Source organism: Microthrixaceae bacterium, from assembly GCA_023957975.1.
In the GTDB taxonomy this organism is placed as follows: Bacteria; Actinomycetota; Acidimicrobiia; order Acidimicrobiales; family Microtrichaceae; genus JAMLGM01.
The window spans coordinates 342,750-356,311 of record JAMLGM010000003.1 but is presented as its reverse complement, the minus strand read 5'-3'; the positions used below and the strand labels follow the sequence as shown (position 1 = coordinate 356,311).

The window sequence follows — 13,562 nt, the reverse complement described above, 5'->3', positions numbered from 1 at the left end:
CGGACGCTGCACCAAGTGCCGGTTCGGGCCACCACCCAAGATCGTCCCCGATCGTTCCGATCCGCAACTACCCGCAACAGCCGCAGACCGGTTGGCCCGGAGGTCTCGCCAGATGGCCCACAACCCTCAGAACTACCTCGCCGTGATCAAGGTCGTCGGCATCGGCGGCGGCGGATGCAACGCCGTGAACCGGATGATCGATGCCGGGCTCAAGGGCGTGGAGTTCATCGCGATCAACACCGACGCTCAGGCGTTGTTGATGAGCGACGCCGATGTGAAACTCGACATCGGCCGCGATGCGACCCGCGGACTCGGAGCCGGATCCGACCCGAACGTCGGTGAGGCGGCGGCGGTCGAGCACCGCGACGAGATCGAAGAGGTGTTGCGGGGAGCCGACATGGTGTTCATCACCGCCGGCGAAGGCGGCGGCACCGGCACCGGCGCCGCTCCCGTGGTGGCCAACATCGCCAAGGAAACGGTCGGAGCGCTCACGATCGCTGTGGTCACCCGTCCGTTCCTGTTCGAGGGGCGTCGCCGCTCGGTGCAGGCCGAACAGGGCATCACCAAGTTGAAGGAGAACGTCGACACCCAGATCGTCATTCCGAACGATCGGCTTCTGTCGGTTGCCAACGACAAGACCTCGGTGCTCGACGCGTTCCGCATGGCCGATGAGGTGTTGTTGCAAGGCGTTCAAGGCATCACCGACCTCATCACCACCCCGGGTCTGATCAACACCGACTTCGCGGATGTGAAGATGATCATGAGCGCGGCCGGCACCGCGCTGCTGGGTGTCGGTTACGGCTCGGGCGAAGGTCGTGCCACCGCGGCGGCGCGCCAGGCGATCAGTTCGCCGCTGCTCGAAAGCGAGATCGACGGCGCACGCGGCATCTTGTTGAACATCTGCGGCGGTTCCGCGCTCACCCTGCACGAGGTGAACGAGGCCGCGACGGTCGTTCACGAGGTGGCTCACGCCGAGGCCAACATCATCTTCGGCACCACCATCGACGACGACATGGGCGACGAGGTGCGGGTGACGGTGATCGGCGCCGGATTCGAGCGCTGGGAAGATCCGAAGGCTGCGGTTCCGACGCGCCGTGCTCCGTCGAACCTGAGCGAACGGCGTTCGCGTTCTGTCGAATCCGAGCCGCCCATCGCAGATGTGTTCGGTGACGACGATGACGACGACGAGACCGAGTTCGACATCCCCTCGTTCCTGAAGTAGCCCGTGGCCCTTCGGGCGACGTTTGAATCACCGGGGCGCCAGCCGGTCAGCCTCGCGTTCTCCGAGGCCGCCGACGGTGACTTCGCCATCGACTCCGAGGCCGGTGTCCTCGGGCGTACCCGGCAACGTCTGATGGCGGGGCCGTGGACTGCGTTGCGTCAGGTCCACGGCGACCGCGTGATGATCGTCGACGCGCCGGGTGACCATCTCGGCGCCGAAGGCGACGGGCTCGTCACCTCGGTTCCCGGAGTGGTGGTCGCGGTGCAGAGCGCGGACTGCGTGCCGGTCCTGTTCGCATCGGTCGACGGTGCCGAGGTGGTCGCCGCAGCCCACGCAGGTTGGCGCGGACTGTATGAGGGCATCATCGAACGCACGGTTGAGTCGATGCGCGAGCTCGGCGCGGGAGCGATTCGAGCGTGGATCGGACCCTGTATTTCGGCGCCGCACTACGAGTTCTCCGAGGCCGACCTGACGACGATGGCGTTCCGGTTCGGTCCCGAGGTGATCGCTGCCACCGTCGCATCCCGTCCAGCGCTCGATGTCGTCGCGGCCGCCAGAGTCGCGCTCGCCGGTGTCGGGGTTGACGAGATTTCGGACGAATTCGCGTGGTGTACCGCGACCTCGACGGTGAACGGGGAACCGCAGTTCGCGTCCCATCGGAGCCGCGCTGAGGCGCGCCGCCAGGCGGCAGCAATTCGCCTCGGAGTACCTGAAGCGACGCCCGCACCCGGCGACCACGACACTGCGTAGTAGGTTGTAGGCCCTCAGGTCCGCTTGTGTGCCGCCTCAATGCGCAAGACTGTGGACGCCTGCCGAGGAGGAGTTGATGTCGGGGATGCTGCGCAAGGGAATGTCATGGCTGGGGCTGGGTCCCGATGACGGCTATGACGGCTACGACGACTACGACGATTACGACGATGACGACGTCTACTACGACGAGCCTCAGGTCGCGCCGGCGCCTTCGAACCCGGTGGTGCGAGCGGTTCCCAACCCTGCCCAACGCGGCGCCGGTCCTCGTTCCGGCGGGGCGCGTGGGCCGTCGCAGCGAGCGGCGTCGAGCCGCGTCGAGCCCGATGACGACTGGGGCGATTCGGCCGAACCGTCGGCGGTTCGGGTGTTGCCCACCGCGGCTCGCACCACCACGTCGGCCGAGCCGGTCCGTCCGCGCTCCAGCGCCGTTCGGCCCATCCCGGCAACTCCCGCCAGCGCCCGTCCGCACACGGTGACCCCGAGCTCGTTCAACGACGCCCAAGAGGTTGGCGACCACTTCAAGAAGAATCAGCCGGTGATCGTGATTCTGAACGAACTCGATCGTGGGTTGGCACGCCGGATGCTCGATTTCTCGAGTGGTGTGGCGTATGGCCTCGGAGGCTCGGTCGAACGGCTGGCGGCATCGGTGTACCTGCTGACTCCAGCCGACGTCGAACTGTCGAGCGAGGAGCGTCGTCGCCTTCGCGAGCGCGGCATTCTCGACGACTGAATGGCCGTGGGTGCCCACGACGGCACCTCGCCACGAAATCGGCTCGGCGTGCGCCGGTTTTGTCGACCACGTCGCTAGCATGCGGGCATGGACCAGACTCCACAGCGACTTCCGTATGACTTCAACGAGAAGTTCCGCGGCTATGACATCGATGAGGTCGACGCGTACCTGCTCCAGCTGAGCGGTCAGCTCGACGCACTTGGGTTGGAACGCGACGATGCGCTCGCACGTGCCGGTTCGGCCGAACAGGAGATCGTGCGCCTTCGCGAGGCGTTGAGTGCAGCGCAGGCTGCGGCGGCGGTGCCGGCGCAGGCCGTGGTTGCGCCGAGCCCTTCGTCGGTATCCGACGAGGCGACCGCTGCCGAGGCGGCGCGGACCCTGATGTTGGCGTCGCAGACTGCGGAGCGCGCGGTTGCGGAGGCCAAGTCCGATGCGGCCAAGCTCGTGGCCGACGCGACCACCAACGCCGACAGGATCACCCGCGATGCTCGAGTCGAGGCGGACCGCGTGGTCAGCGCCGCACGGGCGTCGGCCGACCAGATGACTCAGGAGGCGTCCGAGCAGGCCGCACGCGAGTATGGCGCTCGGCGCGACGAGGTGCTCGCGGAGATCGCAACGCTCGATTCGGAGCGGGCCTCAAGCGTCACCCAACTCGCCGCCATCGAGACGCGGGTGGAGGAGTACCGCGCTGCGTTGAGCGGGCTGGTCGATCACATCACCGCGGCGCTCGACAGCCCCGAGCGGATGCTTCGTCCGCCGCTGCCCGGAATCGAGCTTCCGGCGCCTGCGCAGTTCCGCGACACGGCTACCGATACGGCCGTCGACACGGGCACCGGCGGCGCTTCCTCCCCGCAGAGCCCAACCTTCCTGGCGAGTGCCGAAACCGGGTCCTCCGTCTCCGATCCGGTAGTTGCTGCGGAACCTGGCGAGGCGCAGCCTGCGCCGGCGATCGCCGACACCTTCGATTCGGCCGAGAGCGCCGAGGCGGAATCGGGTGCCTATGGCACCGATGCCGGTGCGCCGGTTCCGTTGCAGTATCTCGATCCGGAGGCGGAGTCGGCGAGTGTCGATCCCGGTTCGTTCGTCGTCGAGACCGACCCGGTCGACTTCGACACCCCCAGCCCACTTCCGGCCGCCGAGGCGTTCGGAGAGGACAGCCCCGCTGCGTCGCCGGTTGACCATGCCGGGTTCGATACGGGTTTCGATGAGGGATGGGAGTCCCCGTCGGAGCCCCAGAGCCAGGGTGCGAGCGATCCATGGGCCCCCGGGAGCTGGCGCGAGGTCAGCGGGTTGTCGATGACTTCCGACGGGTTCACCCCCGAGCCGCAGCCCGACTACGGCGTCGACGCCTTCGCGGGCGACGAACCCGTGGCCGCGGTCGGTCTGCCCGAGATCGGTGAGGATCGCTACGCCCAGGACCTTCACGAGGCGCTCGCCGTCTCCGATGGCGGCGAGGACGAGGCGATGGAGCGGTTCTTCGGCGGCGACGACGAGCGTCAGACGCGTCGCTTCGGCCGTCGTCGATAGCCGTTGGGCCGGGCGATGAATCACCTGGCTGCGAGGAGATGAGTCGCAAACCGTCTGCGGGGCGTCTATGCTGCCGCCCGCGCATCTTCGCTTTCGAGTCAGCATCCTGGCCGACCGGCGAACGACGCAGGTGGCTTGTCAGGTTCCGAGACTGAAGGGGGAGCATGCCAGCGAAGAAGGCGACGACGTCCAAGGCAGCGACATCGGCGAAGAAGGCGGCTCCGGCCAAGAAGGCTCCGGCCAAGGCTCCCGCCGCAAAGAAGGCTCCGGCCAAGAAGGCTCCGGCCAAGGCTCCCGCCGCAAAGAAGGCTCCGGCCAAGAAGGCTCCGGCGAAGGCGGCGACCAAGTCTCCGGCGAAGGCGAAGGCCCCGGCCAAGGCACCTGCAAAGAAGGCCGCGACGGCGAAGGCCCCGGCCAAGGCTCCGGCAAAGAAGGCCGCGACGGCGAAGGCCCCGGCCAAGAAGGCGCCGGCGAAGACGGCCGCAAAGACGGCCGCGACGGCCAAGGCACCGGCAAAGACGGCCCCGCCGGTCTCTCCGGTCAGGTCGGTGTTGGGCTCGCTTCCTCGTCCGGGTGCGAATCCCGAGCCCCGCCTGACCACATCGCCCTACGACGCCAAGTTCCTGGAGTCGCAAAAGGCGATGCTGCTCGACGAGCGAGCGACCTACTCGCGTCAAGCCGAGGTCCTGTTCGAAGAGGCACAGTCGCTGACCGCGAATCGTGAACCCGGCGACGTGCAATTCGACGAAGAGTCCGGTGAGGGCGACACCTTGGCGGTGGCCCGCGACCAGGACCTCGAGCTGGCAGCGCGTGCCCGATCGACGGTCGAGGAAATCGACGCTGCGCTCGAACGCATCGCCAACAAGACCTACGGCATCTGTGCCGCCTCCGGCCTGGCGATTCCCGAGGAGCGCCTCAAGGCGATTCCGTGGGCGACCGAGCGGGTCGAATACAAGGTCGGCGGCTTCGGCCGTCTGTAGTCTCCGGACGTGAACTCCTCCGACGGCAACGTCGTCGCGTCGACGACGACTTCGGCCACGGCGTCGGCGCCGTCGCACCGAGGTCTGCGTACCTACCTGCCGATGATCGCCATAGCGCTCGGCGTTTTGGTGATCGATCAGATCACCAAGGCCTGGGCGAACGGCGACTGGATCTTCAGCGGTCTCGATCGCTGCAATTCGTTGGTCGAGCGTCCGGCGCTCGGCTTTTGCCTGGCGTTCAACGAGGGGATGGCGTTCAGCATCGGCTGGGGGTCCGGCGCGCTCATCTCGATCGTGGTCGTGTCGGTGATCGTGACCCTCGCGGTGTTCTCGCGCAATGTCTCGCTCGCGCAGCGCCTCGTCATGGGAGCGATCGTCGGAGGAGCCCTCGGCAACCTCATCGACCGGGGATTGCGCCCGGCTGCGCCCGGAACGCTCGACCGCGGTTTCATGGGCGGCGCAGTGGTGGACTTCATCTACAGCCGCTACTGGGCGACCTTCAACGTCGCCGACATGGCGGTCGTCGTCGGTGGCTTTCTCCTGGCGGTGGCCGTCTGGCGCGCTCCCGAAGAAGCGCCGGAACCCAGCACCGAGCCGGAACCCAGCACCGAGCCGTGATTTCCGAAGTCATCCCGCCAGCGCTCTCGGGCGAGCGAATCGACCGGGTCGTCGCGATGCTCACCGGGTGTACCCGGGCGGAATCGGCCGCAGCGATCGCCGCCCAGACCGTGCGAATCGACGACAAGGTCATCACGAAACCCTCGGCGAGGGTGCGCACCGATCAGATCGTCATTGTCAGTGAGGATCCCCACATCGCCGAGCAACCGCCGGTGGCCGACGCCTCGGTCGAGGTCCCGGTCGTCTACGCGGATGAGTCGGTCATCGTCATCGACAAGCCCGCGGGCATGATCGTGCATCCCGGAGCGGGCCACGACGAACTCACGATGGTCAATGGCCTGCTGGCCCGCTTCGCTGAACTTGAAGACGTGGGGGAGCGCCACCGGCCGGGAATCGTGCACCGCCTCGACAAGGGCACGTCGGGGCTCATGGTCGTCGCTCGGACACCGCAGGCCTACGACGACCTCGTCGAGCAACTCGCAACCCACGCGGTCGAACGAGAATATGAGGCGTTGGTGTGGGGGCTGGTCGAACCCGCCACCGGCACGATCGATGCCCCCGTCGGGCGATCCCGGCGCAATCCGTTGCTCATGACCGTCAGCGCCGATGGCCGCTTCGCCAGAACCCACTACGAGGTCATCGAGCAGTTCAACGATCCGCAGCCGATGACCCGTTTGCGCCTCCGGCTCGAAACCGGTCGAACCCACCAGATTCGGGTCCACCTGCGCAGCATCGGCCATCCGGTCGCCGGCGACGACGTCTACGGCGGGCGCCGCCCACTGTTGGGCATCACCCGACCGTTCCTCCACGCTCGTCGGCTGCTGTTCACCCACCCGAGCACCGGTGACGACGTCGAGTTCCACAGCGAACTCGCCGAGGACCTCGGAGCGCTTCTGGGCACGCTGTCGTGGCTCACCGACGCCCCCGTCGAGGAACTCCCCGATCCGTTCGAGGGATATGACGCCGATGGGCAACCGCTCGAGGGGTGAGGCCCCGGCCGAGCCGACGCAGCGGCGGCCTCAGGTGCCGGCGGATTCCGGCCAGGGGCGATCGCCTGCGCTGATGGCCGAGATGTCGGCGAGGGTGTAGGCGGTGAGCGCCTGTTGCATCTTGTCGCCGACGTCTCCCCAGATCGCCAACAACACGCACTGCCCTTCGTGGTCACATGAGCCGTTGGTGTGGGGTTTGCCGAAATCGCCCGCCTGAATCGGACCGTCGACGGCGCTCACGACCTCGGCGAGGGTGATCTCCTCGGGCGGACGGGCGAGCACATAGCCGCCGCCGACGCCACGCTTGGAACGAACGAGGCCGGCGCCCTTCAGCGCCAGGAGGATCTGTTCGAGATACGGCTGCGGCAGGCCGGTGCGCTCGGCGATATCGCGCACCGAGGTCGGACCGTCGGACTCGTGGAGCGCGAGCGACAGCAGTGCTCGTGAGGCGTAGTCGCCGCGGGTGGAAACCTTCACGGCGCCAATCGTAGGCCGAAGCGTGGCAAGCGGGTGTCGGCGCCGATGCGGAGAGGGTGCGCAGTCGGTGTCCGTGTCGGCGCCGGCGGCACTACCGTGGGGGTCAGTGACGAGCGACTCCATTCCACAACCCGTGCTTCCCGACTACGGCGGGGCATGCAACGCCGGAATCATCCCGGCCGTCCTGGGCGATCCAGAGGAGGCTCCCTCCTGGATGCCTCGCGGCGCGATCGATGCCGACACGACGATCGTGCTGGTGCTCGACGGACTCGGCTGGGAACAGATGCAACAGCGTCTGTCGTTGTTGCCCACGCTGGCGCAGTTCGAGGCGATGCCGATCACCACCGTTGCCCCGTCGACCACCGCGACGGCGCTGACCTCGATCACGACGGGGTTGACGCCCGGCGAACACGGTGTGATCGGGTACCGAATCGCCATCGATCGCGACGTGTTGAACGTGTTGCGTTGGACGACTCATCGCGGCGATGCCCGCGGTGCGATTCCGCCGAGAACCATCAATCCCCACGATCCGTTCATGTCGCAGCGTCCGCCGATCGTGGTGCGTGCCGAGTTCGAACACTCCGGTTTCACCGCCGCGCACCTGCACAATGCCCGTCATATGGGGTATCGAATGCCCTCCACGATGGCCATCGAGGTGGCGCATCTGGCCAAGCGCGGCGAGCCGTTCATCTACGTGTATTACGACGGCATCGACAAGGTCGCGCATGAATACGGTCTCGACGAGCACTACGACGCCGAACTCGTCGCGGTCGACGGCATCTTGAGGTATCTCATTTCGGTCATGCCGAAGTGCGCCGCATTGGTGATCACCGCGGATCACGGCCACATCGACTGCCCCGACAAGGTCCGCCCGGCACCCGAGGTGCTCAGCCACGTCGATTTCCAATCGGGCGAAGCGCGTTTTCGATGGCTGCACGCGATGCCCGGCGCTGCGGAGGACCTCTATGAGGCGGCGCTCGCACACCACAGCGACGTGGCCTGGGTGCGCAGCCGCCAGCAGTGCATCGAGGAGGGGTGGTTCGGTCCGACGGTCACCGCCGCCGCGGCGTCGAGGCTGGGCGACGTCGCGATCGTTCCGTTCGAACCGGTGGCCTTCGAAGAGCCGACCGACACCGGCCCGTACGATCTGAAGGGCCGGCACGGCTCGCTCACGGCGCCCGAGATGTACGTTCCACTGCTGGTGCATCGCACCTGAGATTCACCTCCGGCACTTCCGATGGTGCACGACGAGGCTGTCGGGGGTGGTGGCTAACATCGGGACCATGCCTGAGTCTCGCGAACCCGAGTTGTTGTCTCCCGACGTCGTGTCGGACGGCGTCCCGCCTGAGGCCTCGGCCGGCGGCCACGCACACGCCGGCGGTTCGGTGTCGTCGAACGGGGCCGAGGGCGACTCGGCGGCCGCGGCGCCCGGCGACGAGGCCGACGACGAGGCCGAGATCGAGTCGCCGGCGAAGCTGATCCGTATCGGCGGAATGATCAAGCAGCTTCTCGACGAGGTCCACACCACCAGCCTCGACGAGCCGGCGCGAGAGCAGCTTCGCGACATCTACGAGAACTCGATCGCCGAGTTGCGCTCCGCCATGTCCTCGGAGCTGGGCGAGGAACTCGACCGCCTCACGCTCGACTTCGGCGAGGACAGCGTGCCGACCGAGGCACAGTTGCGCATCGCCAAGGCCCAGCTCGTCGGTTGGCTCGAGGGCCTGTTCCACGGCATCCAGGCCAGCTTGATGGCCCAGCAGCTTGCGGCGCGCAATCAGATCGAAATGCAGATGCGTGGGCAGCTGCCTCCGGGCGCAGCGCAACCGGGCCAGGGCGGTCAGATGTCCATGCCGGGGTCGGGCGGGCGCCCGGTCGACGGGTGGTCGGCCGATGGGCGGCCGGCAGGCGGCCCGGGCTACATCTGATCCGCACATGGGTGACTCGTTCGTTCATCTTCATCAGCACACCGAGTACTCGATGCTCGATGGGGCGGCGCGCATTTCCGACGGGGTCGCGGCCGCAGCGCAGGACGGTCAGCCGGCGATCGGGATCACCGATCACGGCAACATGTACGGGGTGCTCGACTTCTACAAGGCGTGCAACAAGGTCGGGGTGAAGCCGATCATCGGTTTCGAGGCCTACATGGCCCACGACTCGCGTCACGAACGTCCGTCGCGCCGTTCGAAGAAGGACGACGACTCCGGCGGCGATGTCGAGGGGGGCAAGAAGCTCTACTACCACCTGACGTTGCTCGCCGAGAACAACACGGGCTACAAGAACCTCATCCAGCTCTCCAGCCGGGCCTTCATGGAGGGGTACTACTACAAGCCTCGCCTCGATTGGGAGTTGTTGGAGAGCCACGCCGAGGGCGTCATCGCAACCACCGGGTGCCTCGGTGGCCATGTGCTGCAGTCGCTGATGAACGAGGGGTTCGACGCGGCGGTGGAAAAGGCGGCGCGCCTGCAGGACATTTTCGGTCGCGACAACCTGTTCGTGGAGATTCAGGACCACGGAATCGACGACCAGATCCGCACCAATCCCGACCTGTTGAGGATCGCCAAGAAGATCCAGGCCCCGTTGCTGGCGACCAACGACAGTCACTATGTGCACCGTGATGACGCGGTGTCACACGACGCGCTGTTGTGTGTCCAGACCGGGTCGCTGATCAGCGATAAAGACCGGTTCCGGTTCCACGGCGACGAGCACTACCTCAAGACCGCCGAGGAAATGCGGTATCTGTTTCGCGAGGTGGAGGTGGCGTGCGACAACACGCTGTGGGTCGCCGAGCGAGCGGATGTTCAGATCGAATTCGGCGACGCGTTGCTGCCGAACTTCCCGTTGCCGGAAGGCTTTGCCGACGACAGCGAATATCTACGCCACCTGACCTTCGAGGGCGCACGCCTGCGCTGGGGCGACCCGCTGCCCGACAACGTCGTGGAACGCCTGGCCTACGAGCTCAAGGTCATCGCGGACATGGGCTTCAGCTCGTACTTCCTCATCACGTGGGACCTCATCAAACACGCCCGCGACAACGGGATCCGCGTCGGTCCGGGACGTGGTTCTGCGGCGGGCTGTGCGGTGGCTTACACGCTGTGGATCACCGACCTCGATCCGATTAAGTACGACCTGCTGTTCGAACGGTTCCTCAACCCGAGTCGTATCTCGATGCCCGACATCGACATGGACTTCGACACCCGGTACCGAGACGAGATGATCCGCTACGCGGCCGAGGTGTACGGGCGTGATCACGTCGCTCAGATCGTGACCTTCTCCCAGATCAAGGCCCGCAATGCGGTTCGCGATGCGGCCCGGGTGCTCGGGTACCCCTATGCGGTGGGCGACAAGGTCGCCAAGGCGATGCCGCCGCTCATCATGGGTCGCGATACGCCCCTCGACGCGTGCCTCGAGAAAAAGCCGAAGTACGAAGAGGGTTACGCCATGGCGGCCGAGCTTCGTGCCATGTATGAGGCCGAACCCGACGTGAAAGCGGTGATCGACGTCGCCAAGGGGCTCGAGGGGCTGCGCCGAAGCGACGGCATCCACGCGGCTGCGGTGGTGATCACCAAGGATCCGCTCACGACCTATCTGCCGATTCAGCGCAAGCCCGAGTCGGGCAAGCCGATCGAGGAGTCGCCGGTCGTCACCCAGTACGAAATGGGTGGGGTCGAGTCGCTCGGGTTGTTGAAGATGGACTTCCTGGGGTTGCGCAACCTCGACGTCATCAGCGACGCGTTGGAGTTGATCTCGACCAAACGCGGCATCGACCTCGACATCGACAACGTGTCGTTGGAAGATGCCAAGACCTACGAACTGTTGGGTCGGGGTGACACCATCGGGGTGTTCCAACTCGAGGGCACCGCCATGCGCGCGCTCGTGCGCTCGTTGGCGCCCGACAAGTTCGAAGATGTGGCCGCGCTGGTGGCGCTGTATCGCCCCGGGCCCATGTCGGTGAACATGCACAACGACTACGCCGACATCAAGAACGGGCGTAAGGCGGTGTCGTATTTCCACCCCGACGCGGAGGACCTGCTCGGCGACACCTACGGCCTGATGATCTATCAGGAATCGGTGATGCGCGTCGCGCAGAAGTTCGCGGGCTATTCCCTCGCCGAGGCCGACAACCTGCGCAAGGCGTGCGGAAAGAAAATCCGCGAGCTGATGGCCAAGGAGCGGGCGGGGTTCGTCGAGGGGGTCGTCAACACCGGGTACGGCGAAAAGCTCGGCACCGAACTGTTCGACATCATCGAACGCTTCGCCGACTACGCGTTCAACAAGAGCCACAGTTACGGCTACGGCTTCATCGCCTATCAGACCGCCTATCTCAAGGCGAACTTCCCCGCCGAGTACCTGTCCGCGTTGCTGACCTCGGTGAAGAGCTCGCTGGAAAAGGCGGCGGTGTATCTCGCCGAATGTCGGGTGATGGGCATCACCGTCACGGTGCCCGACGTGAACCGCTCCGATGTCGATTTCGTGCCCTACCTGAACGAAGAGTCGGGCGATGGCGCCGGCGCGTCGAAGGAGTCGCTCGAGATCTCCTTTGGGCTTTCGGGCATTCGTGGCGTGGGCGAGGCGCTCGTGGAACACATCGTGCGTGAGCGTCGCGACAACGGCGCCTACGTCGATTTCTACGACTTCTGCGAACGCGTCGACATGACCGTGCTGAACAAGCGCACGGTCGAGTCGCTCATCAAGGCCGGCGCCTTCGACAGTTGCGGACATCCCCGACAGGGGCTGCTGTCGGTCTACGAGCAGGTCATCGATCAGACCGTCGCGCGGCGCAAGGAACGCGACATGGGGGTCATGAGCCTCTTCGGCGAGGTGGAGGACACCGAGACCTCGTTCAACGAGTTGCCCCGGGTGCCCGACGTCGAGTTCGACAAGAAGGAGCGGCTGGCGTTCGAAAAGGAGATGTTGGGGCTGTATGTGTCGGACCATCCGCTGTTGGGGGCCGAACGTTCGCTCGCCAAGAAGGTCGATTGCGGGCTGATCGACCTCGCCGAACTCGAGGACGGGGCGATGCGCACCGTCGGCGGTGTCATCACCGGCCTGCAGCGCAAATGGACCAAAAAGGGCGACCTGATGGCCGTGTTCAACCTCGAGGATCTCCAGACCTCGGTGGAATGCATGGTGTTTCCCAAGTCGATGGCCGATCACGGGCACAAACTCGTCGACGACGCGGTGGTGTTGGTGACCGGTCGGGTCGACAAGCGAGACGATCAGCCCAAGCTCATCCCGCGCGACATCGAGTTGTTCGAACCGATGGTGGAGGGCGCGCCGCCGCTTCGGATCCAGGTGAATCCCAATCAGCTGTCCGACGACAACATCGGGCGCCTCCACACGCTGTTTCAGGAGTTTCCGGGCGAGTCCGAGGTCTTCTTGCACATCGGCGCCCGCCAGGTGCTGCGCCTGCCCGACGCGTTCGGCGTCGACATCGACTCCGGGCTGGTGGGCGAGTTGCGGGTGCTGCTCGGCGCCGAGGCGATCATCGTGTGAGACGCGGGTCGGCCCCCGCGGCATGGGGCCCGGTTTGACCCAAGTAAGATAGGGCGCTGAACTGGTGACACCGGTTTTTGACGTTCCGATTGAGGTGAGGGGTTCCATGGCGTTCGACGTCAGCACGAAAGACTGCAGCCAGCTGACCGACGAGGAGCTGGCGGAAATGGCAGATCTGTGTGCCGAGGCCGGCGCCAACTTCGATCTCGAGGTGATCGGGTGCCAGCGTGACTCGTGGGTGCTCGTGACCCAGATTCGTGAAGGTGGCCACCTTCGCGGCTACTCGTTTTCCACGCTCGAGCGCATCGGCGGCACGCCGGCCATCATCGTCGGGCTCGCGCACATCCGTCGCAACGCCAAACGCGATCAGGTCGTGCGGTCGATCATGAGCGAAAACTACCGGCGAGCGCTGATGGCGTTCCCCGACGAGGACGTTCTCGTCGGTACCCGGTTGGCTTCGGTCGACGGCTACGACGCGTTCAAGGCGCTCAACGACATCACCCCCCGCCCCGACCACAAGGCCAGTGGTGAGGAGCGTGCGTGGGGGCGACGTCTCGCCAAGCGGTTCGGCGTCGACGCGAACTACGACGACAAGGCCTTCGTCGTGACGGGTTCGGGCACCGCGGCGGTCGTGTTCGACCACGAGTCGCTCAAGCCCGAAAAGCACGAGGCGGGCTATGTCGAGTTCTTCAACGGACTCAAGGCCGCGAACGGCGACTGCCTGATCGCCTTCGGCTGGATCCTCGCCGAGGACCTGCTCAAGTACAACGGCTGAT

Annotated in this window: 11 protein-coding genes and 1 pseudogene; 11 read left to right on the top strand and 1 reads right to left on the bottom strand. The window is 66.1% G+C overall.

The window, feature by feature from the left end; all coding sequences use genetic code 11:
- Positions 1-112: 112 nt before the first annotated feature.
- The 7 genes from ftsZ to M9952_06555 all read left to right on the top strand — a co-directional run bounded on the left by ftsZ (position 113) and on the right by M9952_06555 (position 6,816).
- A complete protein-coding gene (gene ftsZ, locus M9952_06585; protein ID MCO5312589.1) occupies positions 113-1,222 on the top strand; it encodes a cell division protein FtsZ in 1,110 nt (369 codons plus the stop codon).
- A gap of 3 nt (positions 1,223-1,225) precedes the next feature.
- Entirely contained in the window at positions 1,226-1,972 is a 747-nt protein-coding gene (locus M9952_06580; protein MCO5312588.1) for a polyphenol oxidase family protein, read from the top strand.
- Positions 1,973-2,048: 76 nt separating this feature from the next.
- On the top strand, positions 2,049-2,702 hold the full coding sequence (locus M9952_06575; protein ID MCO5312587.1) for a cell division protein SepF: 654 nt from the start codon (positions 2,049-2,051) through the stop codon (positions 2,700-2,702).
- A gap of 87 nt (positions 2,703-2,789) precedes the next feature.
- Positions 2,790-4,229 carry a DivIVA domain-containing protein gene (locus M9952_06570; protein ID MCO5312586.1) on the top strand — a complete coding sequence of 480 codons (1,440 nt, stop codon included), beginning with the start codon at positions 2,790-2,792 and terminating at the stop codon, positions 4,227-4,229.
- Positions 4,230-4,393: 164 nt separating this feature from the next.
- Positions 4,394-5,209 carry a TraR/DksA C4-type zinc finger protein gene (locus tag M9952_06565; GenBank protein MCO5312585.1) on the top strand — a complete coding sequence of 272 codons (816 nt, stop codon included), beginning with the start codon at positions 4,394-4,396 and terminating at the stop codon, positions 5,207-5,209.
- Positions 5,210-5,218: 9 nt separating this feature from the next.
- The gene (locus M9952_06560; GenBank protein ID MCO5312584.1) at positions 5,219-5,827 is read left to right on the top strand and encodes a signal peptidase II; all 609 of its coding nucleotides are present in this window, start codon (positions 5,219-5,221) and stop codon (positions 5,825-5,827) included.
- A complete protein-coding gene (locus tag M9952_06555; protein MCO5312583.1) occupies positions 5,824-6,816 on the top strand; it encodes an RluA family pseudouridine synthase in 993 nt (330 codons plus the stop codon). Before M9952_06560 ends, M9952_06555 begins: the two co-directional genes overlap by 4 nt.
- Before the next feature lie 30 nt (positions 6,817-6,846).
- Here M9952_06555 and M9952_06550 read toward each other — a convergent pair whose 3' ends face one another.
- A complete protein-coding gene (locus M9952_06550; GenBank protein MCO5312582.1) occupies positions 6,847-7,293 on the bottom strand; it encodes an Rrf2 family transcriptional regulator in 447 nt (148 codons plus the stop codon).
- Between the two features lie 106 nt (positions 7,294-7,399).
- Between M9952_06550 and M9952_06545 the strand changes: the two genes are divergently transcribed.
- The 4 genes and pseudogenes from M9952_06545 (at position 7,400) to M9952_06530 (ending at position 13,561) form a co-directional block, all read left to right on the top strand.
- A complete protein-coding gene (locus M9952_06545; GenBank protein MCO5312581.1) occupies positions 7,400-8,509 on the top strand; it encodes an alkaline phosphatase family protein in 1,110 nt (369 codons plus the stop codon).
- A gap of 241 nt (positions 8,510-8,750) precedes the next feature.
- Positions 8,751-9,218: pseudogene (locus M9952_06540) on the top strand (bacterial proteasome activator family protein).
- A 7-nt stretch (positions 9,219-9,225) separates the two neighbouring features.
- Positions 9,226-12,786 (top strand): DNA polymerase III subunit alpha, encoded by a 3,561-nt coding sequence (gene dnaE, locus M9952_06535; protein ID MCO5312580.1) that lies wholly within the window; start codon positions 9,226-9,228, stop codon positions 12,784-12,786.
- Positions 12,787-12,892: 106 nt separating this feature from the next.
- Positions 12,893-13,561: a hypothetical protein gene (locus M9952_06530; GenBank protein ID MCO5312579.1), complete on the top strand. Its 669-nt coding sequence runs from the start codon at positions 12,893-12,895 to the stop codon at positions 13,559-13,561.
- The last annotated feature ends 1 nt before the right edge of the window (position 13,562 follow it).

Excerpts from the sequence above, each read along its gene's own strand:
- M9952_06570 (MCO5312586.1), top strand. The coding sequence starts at position 2,790 with ATGGACCAGACTCCACAGCGACTTCCGTATGACTTCAACGAGAAGTTC.
- M9952_06530 (MCO5312579.1), top strand. The coding sequence starts at position 12,893 with ATGGCGTTCGACGTCAGCACGAAAGACTGCAGCCAGCTGACCGACGAG.
- dnaE (MCO5312580.1), top strand. The coding sequence starts at position 9,226 with ATGGGTGACTCGTTCGTTCATCTTCATCAGCACACCGAGTACTCGATG.
- ftsZ (MCO5312589.1), top strand. The coding sequence starts at position 113 with ATGGCCCACAACCCTCAGAACTACCTCGCCGTGATCAAGGTCGTCGGC.
- M9952_06565 (MCO5312585.1), top strand. The coding sequence starts at position 4,394 with ATGCCAGCGAAGAAGGCGACGACGTCCAAGGCAGCGACATCGGCGAAG.
- M9952_06575 (MCO5312587.1), top strand. The coding sequence starts at position 2,049 with ATGTCGGGGATGCTGCGCAAGGGAATGTCATGGCTGGGGCTGGGTCCC.